This window comes from Shimia aestuarii, from assembly GCF_022814865.1.
Taxonomy (GTDB): domain Bacteria; phylum Pseudomonadota; class Alphaproteobacteria; order Rhodobacterales; family Rhodobacteraceae; genus Shimia; species Shimia aestuarii_A.
Map to the genome: position 1 here is coordinate 282,092 of NZ_JAKVRD010000001.1, position 17,706 is coordinate 299,797.

A 17,706-nucleotide genomic window follows, 5' to 3' on the forward strand; every position below is an offset into this window, starting at 1 on the left:
GCCACCCAAGCGCCCGGGCTTTTTCTTGGCGAAAGAAGGCGTTTCGAAATCGCTTACCAGCACAAACCCTAGGGCCGCACCACGACTTCAACGCGCCGGTTGGCCTTTCGGCCTTCTTCGGTCGCGTTGCTTTTGCGTGGCGCAAGGAACCCGATCCCGCGCGCACTCATCTGTTCGGCGTTGACGCCGTAGTCATTGCTAAGCGCTTCAAGCACCGCCTGCGCCCGCTCTTGCGAAAGCGCGATATTGCGATCAAGGTCTCCCTCGCTATCGGTATGCCCAACGAGAACAACCCGCCGCGTCTCATCGGCCAAAAGCCATGCCGCCAACGCTTCAAGCGTTTCGAACGGCCCCTCTCCTAGCTCTGACGCCCCGGTCTTGAAGGTCAGTCCCGCAAGAACCGCCGCACCGCGCGCCTCAAGCGCCTGCGCCAGCGTCCCCGCCCCGGATCCGGTCACATGCCCCACCTGCGGCGCCTCTCCCGGCGCCGGTGCCGGTGCAAGCGTCAATGGCGCCCCCGCTCCCGGCGAGACGCGCATGATCTGCACCATCGCTGCAAGCACCGTCTGGCTGATCATGATACCAACCGCCTCATCCCCATCGGTGCGCTGCGCCGAAATGAAATGGTAATCGGCGAGATCGACAAACATGCTTGGCGGCGGCAACACTTCGACCGCGAAACGGAAATCGAACCCTCCGCAACGTTGCGAGATACAGTTGAGAACAATCTCATAACCCTGCGCAACAAGCTGTTCTTCGATGCTGCGCGCAATGGCCGCCGTCTTGTCCGAAAGCCCCGGAATACGCCAGCTTCGCCGCGTCACCCGCCCCTCAACCGTCTCGAGCGGAACTGCGCTCCCGTCAAAGACACCAGTCGGCAGGCGATACGCCCCGTCCTCTACAATCTCCGCGGCAAGGGGTTCTGCGCCCTCCGGCAAGGACGCATCAAATGCCGCCGCCATACTCGGCACAAGTAGAACGCATATGGCGGCGAAACGGATCATCTGTGCTGGGCGTGGTATTCGTCGTTGGGGCGCATATCCGTCGCCGAGGCGACACGGTTGGACATATTGAAGAACCCCGTGACATTCGCAATGTCCCAGATGTCGCGGTCGGTGAACCCCAGATCGCGCAGCGCTTGACGGTCCCCTTCGGTGACCGCGCTGCTTTCCTTGGTGATCTTCTCCGCAAAGCCGAGCATCGCGCGCTGGCGATCATCTAGACGCGCGGCCTTCCAATTCATCACCATCAACTCGCCAAGCACCGGATCGCCCGAAAGCTCGCGCACCGCCGCGCCATGCGCAGTAAGGCAATAGAAACACTTGTTGATCGAGGACACGACAACGGCGATCATCTCCCGCTCAAGCTTGCTGAGGTTGCTCTCGCCAAGCATGATATCGTTATAAAGCGCCGTGAACGCGTTGAGCTTATTGATATCAAACGCATGCGCCTTGAGCACATTCGGCACCATGCCAAGCTTCTCGTCACAGATATCAAAATACTTCTGCGTCGCCTCCGGCAACGGATCGACCATCGGCAGATCAAGCGCCGTGGGCTGGTCTGACTGACTCATAATTCCTCCCTTTCAGTCCGACAAAATGCGGTAGTGATACTGTCCCACAACCGTCATGCCGAGGGAAGCATAGAGCCCATTTGCCGCTGCGTTCTCATTGGTGCAAATAACCGAAAGCGTATGCCCGCCATTATCGAGCGTCCAATAGGCCGCCCGCCGCATGAGCCACCGCCCCACCCCCTGACGGCGTTGGAACGGCAGGATTTCCACGGCGTGCACCATGCTGATCCCTTTGTGCATGGCGCAGAAACTCGCGCCCGCCGGCTTGTCGCGCCATCGGCTGACAAACCCGGTCTTCGGCTTGCAGGCTCGAAACATCACGTCAATCCGCGCCTCGTCGATCCCGCCCGCGGCCCAGATTTCGCGCATGATCTGCAACGGTTCCCACGCTTGGATCGCCGCCGTGCGTGGCGGCAGTTCGGTGGCAATATCCTCCGCCTTGGCCGCATACATGGTCACCGGGTCAATGACCTCATAGCCGCGCGCCGCAAGCGCCGCATCAAGCGCCTCATCTCCCGCGCGCACCTGAAATAGCGCCCCCTGGCCCAGCGCCCGCATCGCTGCTTCCGCCGCCGCGATATCCGCCTCTTCAAAAGGACCGGAACAGGTCGCCGCCGAGACCCGCTTACCACCGCCCTTGCCTTCACGAATACGGAACGGCCCGCACTCCGACACCGCCGCTGCGGGCCATGTCGCGTCGATCACGTCATAAAGCTCGGTTGCGCTCGGAAGGCTCATGCGAACATCTCCGCCAGTCTGGTCATCGCCGCGTCAATCTGTGCTCCGTCCGTCCCCCGGATCACGATATTCGCCCCATATGCCCCGTCCTTCTGATAGGGATACGACCCGATCGACAGGTCCGGATAGGCCTCCGCCAAAGCGCGCAGCGGCCCGGCAATCTCGCCTTCGCCCCGCTCAATCCGAAGACTCTGTGACAAGAGCGGCTTGCCCCCGGTCAACGTCGGCAACACACTCGCCACCATCGCCTGAAACACCGCTGGCACCCCTGCCATCACATGCACATTCTCAATCGTAAAGCCCGGCGCGATGGACACAGGGTTTTCGATCAACACCGCATTATCCGGGATCCGCGCCATCCGTTGACGCGCCTCATTGAACTCCATGCCCTGCCGCTCGTAATGCGCCGCGAGAAGCGCGCGCGCATCGTCGCGCACACTGATCCCCTGCCCAAAGGCCTCGGCCATACAATCGGCGGTGATATCATCATGGGTCGGCCCGATACCGCCGCTCGTGAACACATGGTCAAAAAGGTTCGCCAACTCGCGCACCGCGTAGACGATATCGCCCCGGTCGTCGCCAACGATCCGCACCTGCGCAAGGTCGATCCCGAGCTTGGAAAGCTCACAGGCAAGGAAATGCATGTTGCTGTCACGCGTGCGCCCCGAAAGGATTTCATCACCGATGACAAGCATCGCCGCCGTGGGATTGGACATGAAAAGTGCCTCCTTGCCAGATGTCACCTGCATCTATAGGCCCCTGCCCATGCGCTTTCAAACCCCCCTTGTGCCAGCGGTGCTGATCCGCCGCTACAAACGCTTCCTCGCCGACGCCCGGCTTGAGGACGGGCGCGAGGTCACGGCCCATTGCGCCAACCCCGGCTCGATGATGGGGCTCGCCACCCCCGGAAGCCGGATTTGGCTCGAACCCAATGATGACCCGAAGAAAAAGCTCAAATACGGCTGGCGGCTCGTTGAACATGCTGATGGTCACTATACCGGGGTCGACACCTCCGTGCCCAACCGCGCTCTGAAGTCCGCTCTGCGCGCCCATGCCATTCCGGAACTCGCCGACTACCCGCTCGTGCGCCCCGAGGTGAAATACGGCGAAAAAAGCCGGATTGATTTCCTCCTTTCCGGTGACGGCAAGCCCGACCTCTATGTCGAGGTCAAGAGCGTCACCCTCTCGCGCCGCCCCGGTCTTGCCGAGTTCCCCGACAGTGTGACCGCGCGCGGCGCCAAACACCTGAGCGAGCTTCAGGCGATGATCGCAGAGGGCCACCGCGCCATGATGCTCTACCTCGTACAACGGACCGATGCCACGTCCGCGACCCTCGCCGCCGATATCGACCCGGCCTACGCCGCCGCCTTTGACGCAGCCCGTGCCGCAGGGGTCGAGGTTCTGGCCTATGGCTGCCGCATCTCTCCACAGGAAATCGAGATCGGCGCGCCGCTCGCATTTCATCGCTGAGGCGCCACTTCCTCTTGCCAGAAATATCCTGGGGTGAATTGGCCCAACGGGCCAAGAGGGGCAAAGCCCCTGCCCCCTCTGGCATCCGGGCGCATTTCGACGTAAATAGCGCGGGAAAAGATACAAACGGAGCACCGGGCAGATGATCGGCAAAGGGCACCAGACCCGCGACGGGATCAGGATTCACCAAGACGCGGATTTCGCAGGCATGCATAAGGCCGGCGAACTGGCCGCGCGTATCCTCGACGAAATCGCAGAGCATATCTTCCCGGGCCAGACCACGGGCGAAATCGACCGCCTGATCGAAGAGAAAGTCGACGCCGCGGGCGCGACATCCGCCACCATCGGCTATCGCGGCTATCAGCACGCCTCCTGCATTTCCGTGAACCATGTGGTCTGTCATGGCATTCCCGGCGACAAAAAGCTCAAGGATGGTGACATTCTGAATATCGACGTGACCGTGATCGTCGATGGCTGGTTCGGCGACACCTCGCGAATGTATGTCGCGGGCAAGCTCAACCGCAAAGCCGAGCGCCTGATCCAAGTGACCCACGATTCCCTGATGAAAGGGATCGAAGCCGTGAAACCCGGCAACACCTTTGGCGACATCGGCCACGCCATCCAGAGCTTTGTTGAAGGCCATCGCATGTCTGTGGTGCGCGATTTCTGCGGCCACGGCCTCGGCCGTGTGTTCCACGCGCCGCCCAACGTCCTGCACTATGGTCGCGCGGGCACGGGACCGACGCTCGAAGAAGGCATGTTCTTCACCATCGAACCGATGGTCAATCTCGGTCGGCCCGAAACCAAGGTGCTCGCCGATGACTGGACCGCGGTGACCCGTGACAAGTCGCTTTCGGCCCAATTCGAGCATTCCGTCGGCGTCACGGCGACCGGCGTGGAAATTTTTACGCTCTCACCGGCCGGAAAATTTCATCCGACCTACGGCTGATCTTCTTTGCTGCGGGGCGGATCAGGACGCATTTTCCGCCTTTGCTTTACGTAGGGGAAGTTTTACCGAATTTTCCCACACGGTCAAAAATTATTATGACTTTTCAGGGCATTATCGTGGGTGAAAATCGCCTGCGACCCTGAGAACCATTTGAATCGAGAAGACGCATCTCGTATATACCTCCCACGCCGCGGTGCAGAGATGCGCCGATCTGACGTTCATAACCAAAAGGAGGCTCGCGCGATGTTCCACTTCAAGTCCGCAGCCCTCGCCGCCCTACTCGGGCTGACCGCAACCACAAGCTTCGCACAGGAAGTCACCCTACGCTTCCAGCATTTCGTCTCACCGAAATCCGCGAACCCGAAATACTTCATCGAGCCTTGGGCCGAGAAGGTCGAGAAAGACTCAGGCGGCCGCATCAAGGTCGAGATCTATCCCTTCATGCAACTGGGCGGCAAAGCCCCGAGCCAGTATGACCTGATCCGCGATGGCGCGATCGACGGTGGCTGGGTCATCCCCGGCTACCAGCCCGGTCGCTTCCCCGAGGCCGAGGCCATGGAAATGCCCTTCCTCGTGACCAAATCCGCTGAGGAAGCCTCCAAGGCTGCATGGCTCTATACGCAAAAGCACCTGATGGACGACTTCAAGGATGTCCATGTCATCGCCGCGCACATGCACGGCCGTGGCCTCGTGCACAAGAAAGGCCCCGCCGTCGCAGCGGTTGGCGACTTTTCCGGCCTCAAGCTGCGTGGCCCCTCGCGCCCGGCAACGCTGCTGCTGAAAAAGCTCGGTGCAACGCCCATCGGTATGCCCGTGCCTGCCTTCCCCGAAGCGCTCTCCAAGGGCGTGGTCGATGGCGGCGTCATCACATGGGAAATGTCGCCCTCGCTCAAGCTCGACGAGCTGACCGATAGCCACACCGACGTGGCTGGCGACAAGTCGCTCTACAACCTCTATTTCATCTGGGCGATGAACAAAGAGAAATACGAGAGCCTCCCCGATGACCTCAAGGCCGTGATCGACGCCAACTCTGGCTTCTTCGCCTCTGCTTGGGCCGGACGCGCCCACGATACTGGCGACAAAGAAGGCAAGCAGGTCATGACCGATGCGGGCAACGAGATCGCCACGCTGAGCGAGGCCGAGACGGACCGCATCAAGACCCTCGGAGACGAGGTTATCGCGGAATGGATTGCCGATGTGACCAAAAAAGGCCTCGATGGGGCCGCGCTTATCGACGACGCCCGCGCCGCCGTGCAAGTGACGCGCGACGTCTCGGGTCGCGAATACTGATCGCACCGTATATCCCGAAAGAAAAGGCCGCTCCCCGAGCGGCCTTTTTCGTCTCCGGCCTTAAGACCGTTTTTCAAAGAAGATCGTGACCTCGCCAAGCCGAACACCCGCCTTCGACATATAGGCCTTATTGAGCACCCGCCCGTCTTCCATGAGCCACATCCAGTCATCGAATTTGACACGGATCGTCTCGCCGCTCGCACGCGGCAGGTCGATCACATAGGACCAGTTGAACGTATCGCCCCGTTCCTCGCCACGCGCCACGCCCTGCACACCTTCCGCCGTGCCTTCCCAAGTTTCGTCGCCGGTCTTGGTGAGCCGCCAGACGCGCGTTTCCTTGCCGCCATCGTCATAGCGGAACCTCTCCGTGAGCGTGAGAACCTCGCCGTCCCACTCTCCGTCAATCGTAACCTTGAACCGCCGCTGCACCGATCCGAACCGGTCCATGAACTGGCCATAGGCGACGCTCTGCCCATCGAAATAGCGTTCGAGATCGAACTCTCTGTCGCTCAGACTCTCATCGTCAAGCGACGGCGACCCGCAGGCGGCCAAACCGGTCAGAAGGGCAGTGGCAAGAGCAAAACGGCGCATAGACATCTCCTTTGAACTTTCCCGGAATACGGTCCACCCCGCGCTTTGGATGACTTTCCCCCGCCTGTCTCTTCTCTTGCCTGATCGTCCGCCTTGCCCTAAAGCGCCCCCATGCTCGACGATCTTGACGATATTCATCCGCTCTTTCATGGCGCGCCTTCCTCGGCGGGCTTTAAGAAGCTGCGCAAACGCATCGTGCGCCAGACACGCGAAGCGATTGACCAATATGGCATGATTGAACGCGACGGGAAAAAACAGAAATGGCTCGTCTGCCTTTCCGGTGGCAAGGATAGCTACACGCTCCTCGCTGTGCTGCACGAATTGAAATGGCGCGGCCTCTTGCCCGTCGATCTCCTCGCCTGCAACCTCGATCAGGGCCAGCCCGGCTTCCCGGCCACCGTTCTGCCCGAATTCCTCGAGAGAATGGGCGTTGAACACCGGATCGAGTATCAAGACACCTATTCCATCGTGAAGGACAAGGTGCCAGCGGGCCGAACCTATTGTGCGCTCTGCTCGCGCCTGCGCCGCGGAAACCTCTACCGCATTGCCCGTGAAGAGGGCTGTTCGGCGGTCGTGCTCGGCCATCACCGCGACGACATCCTCGAAACCTTCTTCATGAACCTCTTTCATGGTGGGCGCCTCGCCACCATGCCGCCGAAACTCGTCAATGAAGAGGGCGATCTCTTTCTCTACCGCCCGCTCGCCCACGTGGCCGAAGCTGATTGCGAGAAATTTGCCACCGCGATGAACTACCCGATCATCCCCTGCGATCTCTGCGGCTCACAGGACGGGCTTCAGCGCCAGCAGGTAAAACAGATTCTCGACCAATGGGAAAAGAACTCCCCCGGTCGCCGTCAGGTCATTTTCCGGTCTCTGATGAATATCCGCCCCTCCCATATGCTCGACCCGAAACTCTTTGATTTCGCGGGGCTGGCGCTGGGGTCGGAAAAATTTGAACAAATTGACACGGAAATTCCGAAGCTGCGTTAACGGCTGCCTTACAGACCCTCCCCTAGCCTGCGAGCGATGTTTGCAGGGGACGAACCATGTATGCGCTGAGTTGGTTGAGGATGACCTCCCGCTATTTTCAGGTGCTCGCACCGCTGATCGCGATCTGCGGCTATCTGTGGGGTGGGGAAATCTGGCTGCTTGCGGTGCTCGCGCTTTTGCCGCTGGCGGGTTTTCTGGCCGCGCCGCTGGCCAACGCCCGGCCCCACGGCCTCGAACCGCAACAGCGCGATATGCTGACCGGAGTGTTGACGCGTGACGGCTTCGAGAATCAGGTGCGCGCGACCTTTGCGGCCTCTGAAACCGGCCAACACGCAAGCGCGATCCTCCTTCTGGAACTCAACGGGTTTGCCGATATACGCGCCCGTCATGGAGAGGCGGCGGCGGATGCCGTCCTGAAACAGGCTGCGTTGCGCATCCGCGCCGCGTTGCGGCAGGATGATATCCTCGCAAGGGTCGGTGAGGCCCGCATGGGCGTCTGCCTCGCACCCGCCCCCTCTCTCGACGACGAGGCCTGCCTGCAACTTGCCGCCCGGCTTCAGACTGCGCTGGAAGAGCCGGTTGCCCTACCGATGGCCTCGATCCTGCCAGGCTGGACGATTGGCCTGCACCGCGCATCTCTCAGAACCGAGGCGGCCGAGCCTGCAATCGATTGCGCTGCACAGGCGCTCGAGGACGCTCTGCGGGTTGGTCCCTCTGCGCTCCGCCTGTTTACACCTGCCCTTGGCCGTCGCGCCACGCGCCAGCGTCAGATCGCGCTGGATGCGGGCCATGCGCTCGATCGCAATCAGATTGAAGCCTGGTTTCAGCCACAAATTTCAACTGATACCGGCGATATCTCCGGCTTCGAGGCGCTGGCGCGTTGGCGCCACCCGCACCTCGGCCTCGTGCCGCCCTATGATTTCCTCCCCCTTCTGCAGAAATCCGGTCAATCCGAACGGCTTTCCGATCGCATGCTGCATCTCGCGCTTGCCGCTTTGCGCGATTGGGACGCGGCGGGGCTGCACGTGCCGGGAATCGGTGTCAACTTTGCTGCCGAAGACCTCTCCAACCCGGCCCTGCCGGACAAGATCGCCTGGACGCTTGACCGATTCGACCTCACACCGGGGCGGCTATCGGTCGAAATCCTCGAATCCGTCGCCGCTGGCCCCGGTGACAGCATCGTGATCGAGACCGTCAACCGCCTCGCGGCGATGGGATGCGCCATCGACCTCGATGATTTCGGCACTGGTCACACGTCGATCAGCGCGATGCGCCGCCTCGCCGTGTCGCGTCTCAAGATCGACCGTTCCTTCGTGACACATGTCGATTTGGACGGTGAACAACGCCGCATGGTTGCTGCGATCCTGACGATGTGTGAACGGCTTGGCCTCGAAACCGTCGCCGAGGGCGTTGAAACGCCGGGCGAACATGCCATGCTCGCCCAGCTTGGCTGTACCCATGTGCAGGGATTTGGAATCGCCCGCCCCATGCCGCTTGAGGAAACGGCCGAATGGATCGCCGCGCACCGCGCCGCCCTCGCCGCCCCTCCGGCCATCGGTCGCAGCACTGGCTGATCGCCTCTGGCTGGCGTCAAACCCGCCGATTCCCCATAATCCGCTTGACCTTTGCCCCACACCTCTGTTGAACCCTCCCAAAGTTTCAAGGAACAGGTGTCTTCGGCAATGGACGATCAGAACAAGAACCTCATCCTCGCGACCGTGCTGAGCTTCGTCGTGATTTTGGTATGGTTTGTCATGTTTCCCCCCCCCGAAGAGCCGGTGGTCGACCCCAACGCCCCGGCCGTGACGAGTCAGGCCGACACGCCTCAAGCGGCCCCCGTCGCCAATCCGAGCGCGACAACCGGGGATCAGGCCGCCGCCTCTCCCGACGTGACCGCCCTCGCCGAGGCGCCGCGGATCAAGATCGAAACCGCACGCCTGTCCGGCTCGATTTCGCTTCTGGGTGGCCGCATCGACGACCTGCATCTCGATGACTATCGCGAAACCCTTGACCCCGGCGCGCCGACGGTGACTTTCCTCGCCCCCCGTGGTGAACAGGATGCCTTCTACGCGCTTTATGGCTGGGCGCCCGGCGCAGGCCTGTCGCTTGATGCGGTGCCTGGTGCCAACACCGAATGGACCGCCGCCGCCGACGCGACCTTGACCGAGGACAGCCCGGTCACCCTCACATGGGACAACGGCGCTGGCCTGACCTTCCGCCGCACCATCTCGGTCGATGAAAACTACATGTTCTCCATCGACCAAAGCGTCGAGAACACCGGCGCGGGCACCGTATCGCTCGCCCCATATGGCATCCTCGCCCGCCATGGCGAACCGACCGACCTCAAGAACTTCTTCATCCTGCACGAGGGCGTCGTCGGCATGGCCGATGGCGAACTGTCGGAAGTCGATTATGACGAGATCACCGACTTTGCCTTTGACCAGCGTGAAGGCGCCAAGGCCGAAGTCACCCCGGTAACGGAAAACGGCTGGATCGGCTTTACCGATCATTACTGGATGGCAACCCTCATCCCGACCCAGAACAGCCCCTTCAAATCCGTCGTCAAATACGATGACCGCCGCGACATCTACCAGACCGAAGCCGTCATGCCGACCGTGACCCTCGCCGCTGGCGAGACCGTCTCTGTCGACAGCCAGCTTTTCGCCGGTGCCAAGGAATGGGCCACGATCCGCGAATACGAAAAGGACGGTGTGACCGGCTTCCTCGACTCGATCGACTGGGGCTGGTTCTTCTTCCTGACCAAGCCGATCTTCGCGACCCTGCATTGGCTGAACTCGCTGATCGGCAACATGGGCTGGGCGATCATCGGCCTGACCGTGATCCTCAAGATCATCGTCTTCCCGCTGGCCTATAAATCCTATGCCTCCATGGCCAAGATGAAAGAGCTTCAACCGCAAATGGAGAAGCTCAAAGAAGCCGCGGGCGACGACCGTCAGAAGATGCAGCAATCCATGATGGAGCTCTACAAGAAGGAAAAGGTGAACCCTGCCTCGGGCTGTCTGCCGATCCTGATCCAGATCCCCATCTTCTTCTCGCTCTACAAGGTGATCTTCGTAACGCTCGAATTGCGTCACGCGCCTTGGCTCGGCTGGATCACGGACCTTTCCGCCCCGGACCCGTCCTCGATCCTGAACCTCTTCGGCCTGCTGCCCTTTGCAGCGCCCGATCCCGGCTCCTTCCTCGCCATCATCAGCCTCGGCATCCTGCCGATCCTGCTCGGGATTTCCATGTGGCTTCAGCAGAAGCTGAACCCGGCGCCCACCGACCAGACGCAAGCGATGATCTTTGCGTGGATGCCATGGGTCTTCATGTTCATGCTCGGCAGCTTTGCCTCGGGCCTGGTCCTCTACTGGATCACCAACAACGTGATTACCTTCACCCAGCAGTACCTCATCATGCGCAGCCACGGGTATAAGCCCGATGTCTTCGGCAACATCAAATCGAGCTTCTCGCGCAGCAAGAAGACCGACGCGAAATGACCGCGCGTGTCGCGGCCCTCTGGCGACACCCGATCAAGTCGCACGGGCGGGAATCCCTCTCGCACGTGCATCTTGAACAAGGGCAGACCATGCCCTGGGACCGACGCTGGGCCGTGGCACATGAGGACGCCAAGATTGTTGATATGGCAGCTTGGGCACCGTGCCAGAACTTCTCGCGCGGGGCCAAGGCACCGCGCCTGATGGCGATCAACGCGTCGGTCGATGAGACCAGCGGGACAGTGACCCTGAGCCACCCGCACCGCCCAGACCTGCGCTTTGACCCCGACACCGATCAGGCCGCCTTCCTCGACTGGGTGCGCCCTCTGATGCCGGAGAACCGCTCGGCCTCCGCAAAGCTCTTGCGCCCGACACAGAACGGCATGACCGACACGGATTTTCCTTCGGTGAGCCTTCTGAACCTCGCCTCTAACGACGCGCTCTCTTCGGCAATGGGCGGTGCGCCGCTATCGATGCTGCGTTGGCGCGGCAATATCCACCTCGAGGGCCTCGCCCCGTGGGAGGAACAGGGCTGGCTCGGCAAGCGCCTGCGCATCGGCACCGTCGAATTTGAAGTGCGCGAAGAGATCGTGCGCTGCCTTGCGACGACCGCAAACCCCGAGACGGGCGAACGCGATGCCGATACACTCGGCGCGCTCAACGCAACCTTCGGTCATCAGAATTTCGGCGTCTATGCCGTGGTGACGCAATCCGGTGACATCGCGCTTGGTGATCGCCTAGAGGTGCTCTGATGCAGCTTCCCTTCCCCATCGCCGAAGAGCCGGATGAAATCAGCCGCGAGAAGGGCCGCAAGCTCTTTGCCGGAAGCAACGCCGACTTTCTCAAGGGCGTCGTCGCCATGTCCGGCCTGCCGCCCGATGACCGGATCGAGGTCTGCTTTGCCGGGCGCTCAAACGTTGGCAAATCCTCCCTCATCAACGCGCTGACCGGCCGCACCCGCCTCGCGCGGGCCTCCAACACGCCGGGCCGCACGCAAGAGATCAACTACTTCACGCTGGCGGATGATCACTATCTCGTCGACCTCCCCGGCTATGGCTATGCCAATGCCCCGCTCGACGTGATCGCCAAGTGGCAGAAGTTGCTCAAGCAATATCTCTCCGGCCGCGCGACCCTGCGGCGCGCATTCGTCCTCATCGACGCGCGCCACGGGATCAAGGACGTGGACGAGGAAATCATGTCCCTCCTCGATAGCTCCGCCGTGACCTTTCAGGCGGTGCTGACCAAGGCCGACAAGGTCAAGCTGAAGGACCGCGAAAAGGTGCTCGCTCAGGTGCGCGAGAAACTCGCCAAACACCCCGCCGCCTTCCCCGAGATCGTCCTGACCTCGTCCGAAAAAGGCGACGGCCTGCCGACCCTGCGCGCCATCATCGCCAACCTCATCTAGCGCTTTTTCTGAACCAGTCTTCGGCAACGCCCAGCGCGCGGTGCCCCCTCGATTCGCGCAACGCCCGTCGTCTTAGACCGGGTCTTGGCCGAACCGGCACAGACGCAATACCGACGTGATACCGAAAGACATTTTTCCCCCGAAATCAGCGTGTTAACCCTGATTCGCCTAGACGTGCTGCGCGCCGTTGACTTCGATCTCCGCCCCCGAGATATACGAGCTCTCATCTGAGCACAGGAAGTAAATCGCCGAGGCCACTTCCTCGGGCTGACCAAGGCGTTGGAGCGGCAGTTTCTCGACGATCTTGTCCGTGCCGGGACTAAGGATCGCGGTCTCGACTTCCCCCGGTGCAATGGCGTTGACGCGGACCCCTAAGGGCCCGAAATCATGGGCCATTTCTCGGGTGAGCGCCGCAAGCGCCGCCTTCGATGTGGCATAGGCCGCGCCGGCAAACGGGTGCACCCGGCTGCCTGCAATCGAGGTGATGTTGACAACCGATCCTTTCGCCGCCGCCAGCTCGTCCTTGAGCCCGCGCGCCAACACCACGGAGGCGAAGAAATTGACGTGGAACACCTGCCCCCATGTCATCAGATCGGTGTTGAGAGTATTGAGCCGCTCTCCTTCCGGCCCCTTCGGCGACACACCGGCGTTATTGACCAACGCATCCAACCTCCCACCGAGCATTTCTTGAAGGATTCCAATGGCATTGACCGTATCCGCGGCATCCGACAGGTCGAGCATGAGGTGGTTTTCGGGGCTCGCAAATGGGCATTCCGGCGCACAGGGCGTGCGCGACACGGTAACGACCCGCCAGCCTTCGCGATTGAACCGCCGAACCGTCGCGTGGCCGATCCCCCGGCTCGCGCCCGTGATAAGGAGCGTCTTCTGTGAATCGGCCATGTCACACCTCTCTCTGCCCTCCCAAGTCCTGCGCCAAACCGCGTCAAAGGGCAATGGCTCTTGGCAGCCAAGGCCCAAAGGGCTAACACATTTGCCCAAGAGGATCTCAGACATGAAGAAGCAAGACATGAACCGCGACTGGATCGCAACCGCCCGCACACTCTCTCAGGCGCTCCCCTACCTGCAGCGCTACTCCGGCGCTATCGTCGTCATCAAGCTCGGCGGTCACGCCATGGGCAGCGACGAGGCGATGGAAGAATTCGCCCGCGATGTGGTTCTCATGCGACAGGTTGGGGTCAATCCGGTGATCGTCCATGGCGGCGGTCCGATGATCAACGCGATGCTGGAACGTCTTGATATCAAATCCGATTTCGTCAACGGCAAACGTGTCACCGATGCCGCAACGGTCGAAGTGGTCGAGATGGTGCTGTCCGGCATCGTCAACAAGCGTATCGTGCAAGCGATCAATGGTCAGGGGGGCAAGGCCGTCGGCCTTTCGGGCAAGGACGCGAACCTCATGATTTGCGACCAGACCAATCCCGACCTTGGTTTCGTCGGCACGCCATCCGAAATGGATCCCGATATCCTGCACGAGCTTTTCGCCCATGACACGATCCCCGTGATCGCCCCCCTTGGTGCGGGCCGTGATGGCGAAACCTTCAACGTCAATGGCGACACTGCCGCCGGGGCCATCGCCGCCGCCCTCAATGCCGACCGGTTGCTTCTTCTGACGGATGTCGCTGGTGTCAAAGACAAGACCGGAGATGTCATCACCGAGCTCAAGGCCCAGCAAATCCGCGATCTTATTGAAGACGGCACCATCGCGGGCGGCATGATCCCCAAGACCGAAACCGCTCTCTATGCAATTGATGGCGGAGTGCGCGCCGTGGTCATCCTTGATGGTCGCGCGCCTCATGCCTGCTTGCTCGAACTCTATACCGAGCACGGTGCCGGGTCGCTCATTCGTGCGGACTGAGTGATGCAGTATCGCGGACGCTCATGAACTACGAGACGCTGAAATCCGCCGCGAACGCGCTACACCTCGATATCTTGGGCGGGTTTCATCCGGCGCTGGACGACACCGATCTAGATGGATTCGGCACCCTGCTTATGCTCGGCCCGCTCGAGCCCGCCTTCTGGACCCATTTCAAGACCCAGAAAGAGTATCTCGACGGCGGCCCGAACCCGGTTGATCGCTGGTCCTCGCGGGTCGTCACCGCGCTGGCAACCGCACTTGGCGGGCACCCGTTCTTTCCCTATTCCGGCCCGCCCTACATGCCGTTCTATCAGTGGGCGCTGCGCACCGAACGGTGCCATAGCTCTCCTGTAAACCTTCTCGTGCATGATCGTGCTGGTCTGTTCGTGTCGTTCCGCGGCGCGCTCGCCCTGCGCCAGCATGTCGACCTACCCGATTCGCCGCCCTCGCCTTGCGAAACATGCCCGGATCGCCCCTGTATCACCGCCTGCCCCGTCGATGCCTTTGCATCCGGGAGCTACGATGTCGCCGCTTGCCGCAAGGTCATCCGCGATGACGGTCCCGCCTGCTGCCTAACGCGCGGCTGTGCAGTTCGGCGCGCTTGTCCGGCGTCACAAGGCTATGGCAGACTGGAAGAGCAATCGTCTTACCATATGCGAGTCTTCCTCGAAAATGACCCTTAGACTGATCCTCATGCGGCATGCGAAATCGAGCTGGAGACAGACCGACCTTGCCGATCATGAACGCACCCTGAACCAGCGGGGCCGCGACTCGGCTGATGCCATCGGCGACTGGCTGCGCAAGAATGGCTATGCGCCAGACACTGTCTTGAGCTCGTCCTCTGAACGCACGCGCGAAACCTATGCCCACCTGCGGTTCGACGCCAAGCCGACCTACACCCGCAAGCTCTATCTCGCCCCCGCCACGGCCATGTTCGACTGCCTCCGCGAGGCGACGGGCGACACAGTTCTGATGCTCGGCCATAACCCCGGCATTGGCGAATTTGCAGAGCGGCTGGCCAAGAAAATCCCAGAGCATTCGCGTTTTCTCGACTATCCGACCTGCGCAACGACAGTATTCGAATTCAAGGTCGATCGCTGGCAGGATATTCAACTCGGCAAGGGCAAGGTCCGCGCCTTCATCGTCCCGCGCGAGTTGCTCTAACCAAAAGCAAAGAGCCCCGCACTTGGCAGGGCTCTTCTTATTCTCACGCAGCCGCGCTTAGTGTCCGAGGATCTGGCTCAGGAAAAGCTTGGTGCGGTCGCTCTTCGGGTTATTGAAGAACTCTTCCGGCTCGTTCTGCTCCACGATCTGACCCTCATCCATAAAGATCACGCGGTTCGCGACTTGCCGTGCAAAGCCCATCTCATGCGTCACGCAGAGCATCGTCATCCCCTCTTCCGCGAGCTCAATCATGGTATCGAGCACCTCTTTGATCATCTCCGGGTCGAGCGCCGAAGTCGGTTCGTCAAAGAGCATGATACGGGGCTTCATGCAGAGCGAGCGCGCAATCGCCACACGCTGCTGTTGCCCGCCCGAAAGCTGGCCGGGATACTTGTGCGCCTGATCCGGAATTTTCACCTTCTCAAGATAGTGCATCGCCGTTTCCTCGGCTTCCTTCTTGGGTGTCTTGCGAACCCAGATCGGCGCCAACGTGCAGTTCTCAAGGATCGTCAGGTGCGGGAAAAGGTTGAAGTGCTGAAAGCACATGCCAACTTCCGACCGGATCTTGTCGATGTTCTTGAGATCGTTGGTAAGCTCCGTGCCATCGACGACAATACTGCCCGACTGATGCTCCTCGAGGCGGTTGATACAGCGGATCAACGTCGACTTGCCCGACCCCGACGGGCCACAGATCACGATCCGCTCGCCCGAGTTGACGGTTAGGTTGATGTCGCGCAGCACGTGGAACGTACCGTACCACTTGTTCATCGCGTTGATTTCAATGGCAATATCGCTGCCCACTTGCATTTTGGAGCGGTCGATATCGCGTTCAGACATAAGTTCAGACATTTGCAGAACTCCTTAGCGGTGGTCGGTGGCAAGGCGACGCTCGAGCCACTGAGAATATTGAGAGATGCCGTAGCAGACGATGAAGAAAAGCAGGGCCGCAAAGCCAAGCAATTCCCAATAGACGCCGTTCCATTCCGTAGAAGCGAGGATCGGCCCGCGGATCATACCGACAAGGTCGAACATCGAGATCACCGAGACGAGCGTGGTATCTTTAAAAAGACCCACGGCCACATTCACGATGCCCGGAATGGAGATCTTGAGCGCCTGCGGCAAGATGATGAGACGCATCGCCTGCGGGTAGGCAAGGCCGATGCTGTCCGCGGCCTCGTACTGCCCTTTGGGAAGGGCCGCGAGACCGCCACGGATCACCTCTGCGATATAGGCAGAGGCAAACATCGTGATCATGATGACCACACGCAGGAACAGGTCCACCGTGCTCTCTGGCGGGAAGAAGTAGGACAACATCACCGACGCCACGAAGAGCAGCGTGATAAGCGGAACGCCCCTCACGAACTCAATGAAGATCACACAGACCCACTTGATAAGCGGCATGTCCGACTGACGCCCGAGGGCAAGCACGATCCCGATCGGCAGGGAGAGCGACACGCAGGTCGCGCCCAGCATCAGGTTGAGCATGAACCCACCTAGATCACGGCTTGGCACCGAGGACAGGAACGCGTTTTCCGACGCGGATTCCGGGATCAACGCCCCGCCTCCGAGCCAGACAACAAAGGCCGCGATCACCGCCCCGAAGAAGCCGATGGCAAAACTGCCCTTGCTGAAGGTCTGAAAGACCATGCCCGCCACGACGAAGCCGAGAAGTGCGATCAGCGGCACAAAGATCGTCCCGCCCCAGATCAGCCAATAGGCGAGAAACGGATAGATCGCCGTAAAGATAAGAAGCTTGCGCGGCAGGTCGAAGAACAGAACCGGCGCTGCGGCAACGATCATGAACAGAAGTGCCAAGTTCGGGCGCCAATACTCATCCACGGGGTATTTGAACCCATAGAGCAACTGGTTCCAGCGCTCCGTCAGGACCGAGAAACACGCCCCGGTCTCACCGTTCAGAACCTCCCGGCATTGTGCGAGACTGGACGTCGTCCAGACCCCGTTCAACATCCAGGGCATGGTGTTCTTGAGAACGAGAAAGATCACGTAGAGCGAAACGATCGTCAGGATGGAGTTGGGAATATTCGAGAACAGGTTCTCTCGCAGCCATTTGACCGCCCCTGTTTCGCGTGCAGGCGGTGGCGAGGGCGGGATGGTGCCCTCTGCCACGAAAGCCACGGAATTCGTTGATTGATCACTCATGGC

General features: G+C 60.9%; 19 protein-coding genes. 11 read left to right on the forward strand and 8 right to left on the reverse strand.

Features of this window, described 5'->3' with window-relative positions; genetic code table 11:
* Positions 1 to 68: 68 nt before the first annotated feature.
* The 4 genes from MK745_RS01465 to MK745_RS01480 are packed head-to-tail and all read right to left on the reverse strand — an operon-like array spanning position 69 to position 3,027.
* Positions 69 to 962, reverse strand: coding sequence for an OmpA family protein (locus tag MK745_RS01465; protein ID WP_243611498.1), 894 nt, complete (start codon positions 960 to 962; stop codon positions 69 to 71).
* A 38-nt stretch (positions 963 to 1,000) separates the two neighbouring features.
* Positions 1,001 to 1,573, reverse strand: coding sequence for a peroxidase-related enzyme (locus MK745_RS01470; protein WP_243611499.1), 573 nt, complete (start codon positions 1,571 to 1,573; stop codon positions 1,001 to 1,003).
* A gap of 12 nt (positions 1,574 to 1,585) precedes the next feature.
* Complete coding sequence (locus tag MK745_RS01475) at positions 1,586 to 2,311, reverse strand: GNAT family N-acetyltransferase (protein ID WP_243611500.1); 726 nt, start codon at positions 2,309 to 2,311, stop codon at positions 1,586 to 1,588.
* Positions 2,308 to 3,027 (reverse strand): competence/damage-inducible protein A, encoded by a 720-nt coding sequence (locus MK745_RS01480; RefSeq protein ID WP_243611501.1) that lies wholly within the window; start codon positions 3,025 to 3,027, stop codon positions 2,308 to 2,310. Before MK745_RS01480 ends, MK745_RS01475 begins: the two co-directional genes overlap by 4 nt.
* A gap of 49 nt (positions 3,028 to 3,076) precedes the next feature.
* Between MK745_RS01480 and sfsA the strand changes: the two genes are divergently transcribed.
* The 3 genes from sfsA to MK745_RS01495 all read left to right on the forward strand — a co-directional run bounded on the left by sfsA (position 3,077) and on the right by MK745_RS01495 (position 6,020).
* Complete coding sequence (gene sfsA, locus MK745_RS01485) at positions 3,077 to 3,781, forward strand: DNA/RNA nuclease SfsA (protein ID WP_243611502.1); 705 nt, start codon at positions 3,077 to 3,079, stop codon at positions 3,779 to 3,781.
* 142 nt (positions 3,782 to 3,923) lie between these two features.
* Positions 3,924 to 4,730: a type I methionyl aminopeptidase gene (gene map / locus MK745_RS01490; protein WP_243611503.1), complete on the forward strand. Its 807-nt coding sequence runs from the start codon at positions 3,924 to 3,926 to the stop codon at positions 4,728 to 4,730.
* 243 nt (positions 4,731 to 4,973) lie between these two features.
* Entirely contained in the window at positions 4,974 to 6,020 is a 1,047-nt protein-coding gene (locus tag MK745_RS01495) for a TRAP transporter substrate-binding protein (RefSeq protein ID WP_243611504.1), read from the forward strand.
* 60 nt (positions 6,021 to 6,080) lie between these two features.
* Here the strand turns inward: MK745_RS01495 and MK745_RS01500 are convergent, their stop codons facing one another.
* Positions 6,081 to 6,617, reverse strand: a complete 537-nt coding sequence (locus MK745_RS01500; protein ID WP_431978958.1) for a DUF3833 domain-containing protein — start codon at positions 6,615 to 6,617, stop codon at positions 6,081 to 6,083.
* A 105-nt stretch (positions 6,618 to 6,722) separates the two neighbouring features.
* On the opposite strand from MK745_RS01500, the gene ttcA reads away from it, so the two are divergent.
* From ttcA to yihA, 5 genes are all read left to right on the forward strand, one after another.
* Positions 6,723 to 7,601, forward strand: a complete 879-nt coding sequence (ttcA, locus tag MK745_RS01505) for a tRNA 2-thiocytidine(32) synthetase TtcA (protein WP_243611506.1) — start codon at positions 6,723 to 6,725, stop codon at positions 7,599 to 7,601.
* 56 nt (positions 7,602 to 7,657) lie between these two features.
* The gene (locus MK745_RS01510) at positions 7,658 to 9,175 is read left to right on the forward strand and encodes a putative bifunctional diguanylate cyclase/phosphodiesterase (RefSeq protein WP_243611507.1); all 1,518 of its coding nucleotides are present in this window, start codon (positions 7,658 to 7,660) and stop codon (positions 9,173 to 9,175) included.
* 108 nt (positions 9,176 to 9,283) lie between these two features.
* Positions 9,284 to 11,101, forward strand: coding sequence for a membrane protein insertase YidC (gene yidC, locus MK745_RS01515; protein WP_243611508.1), 1,818 nt, complete (start codon positions 9,284 to 9,286; stop codon positions 11,099 to 11,101).
* Complete coding sequence (locus tag MK745_RS01520; RefSeq protein ID WP_243611509.1) at positions 11,098 to 11,850, forward strand: MOSC domain-containing protein; 753 nt, start codon at positions 11,098 to 11,100, stop codon at positions 11,848 to 11,850. Before yidC ends, MK745_RS01520 begins: the two co-directional genes overlap by 4 nt.
* On the forward strand, positions 11,850 to 12,503 hold the full coding sequence (yihA, locus tag MK745_RS01525; RefSeq protein ID WP_243611510.1) for a ribosome biogenesis GTP-binding protein YihA/YsxC: 654 nt from the start codon (positions 11,850 to 11,852) through the stop codon (positions 12,501 to 12,503). The genes MK745_RS01520 and yihA overlap by 1 nt, the downstream gene beginning before the upstream one ends.
* Positions 12,504 to 12,671: 168 nt before the next feature.
* Here the strand turns inward: yihA and MK745_RS01530 are convergent, their stop codons facing one another.
* Positions 12,672 to 13,403 carry an SDR family NAD(P)-dependent oxidoreductase gene (locus tag MK745_RS01530; RefSeq protein WP_243611511.1) on the reverse strand — a complete coding sequence of 244 codons (732 nt, stop codon included), beginning with the start codon at positions 13,401 to 13,403 and terminating at the stop codon, positions 12,672 to 12,674.
* A gap of 112 nt (positions 13,404 to 13,515) precedes the next feature.
* Between MK745_RS01530 and argB the strand changes: the two genes are divergently transcribed.
* From argB to MK745_RS01545, 3 genes are read left to right on the forward strand one after another with little or no spacing between them, the layout of a single operon-like run.
* Positions 13,516 to 14,379 carry an acetylglutamate kinase gene (gene argB, locus MK745_RS01535; protein ID WP_243611512.1) on the forward strand — a complete coding sequence of 288 codons (864 nt, stop codon included), beginning with the start codon at positions 13,516 to 13,518 and terminating at the stop codon, positions 14,377 to 14,379.
* 23 nt (positions 14,380 to 14,402) lie between these two features.
* A complete protein-coding gene (locus MK745_RS01540; RefSeq protein WP_243611513.1) occupies positions 14,403 to 15,062 on the forward strand; it encodes a ferredoxin in 660 nt (219 codons plus the stop codon).
* The gene (locus tag MK745_RS01545) at positions 15,052 to 15,543 is read left to right on the forward strand and encodes a SixA phosphatase family protein (RefSeq protein WP_243611514.1); all 492 of its coding nucleotides are present in this window, start codon (positions 15,052 to 15,054) and stop codon (positions 15,541 to 15,543) included. The genes MK745_RS01540 and MK745_RS01545 overlap by 11 nt, the downstream gene beginning before the upstream one ends.
* 57 nt (positions 15,544 to 15,600) lie before the next feature.
* On the opposite strand, the gene MK745_RS01550 is transcribed toward MK745_RS01545, so the two are convergent.
* A complete protein-coding gene (locus MK745_RS01550) occupies positions 15,601 to 16,392 on the reverse strand; it encodes an amino acid ABC transporter ATP-binding protein (RefSeq protein WP_279391695.1) in 792 nt (263 codons plus the stop codon).
* A 12-nt stretch (positions 16,393 to 16,404) separates the two neighbouring features.
* Positions 16,405 to 17,703: an amino acid ABC transporter permease gene (locus MK745_RS01555; RefSeq protein WP_243611515.1), complete on the reverse strand. Its 1,299-nt coding sequence runs from the start codon at positions 17,701 to 17,703 to the stop codon at positions 16,405 to 16,407.
* Positions 17,704 to 17,706 lie beyond the last annotated feature (3 nt).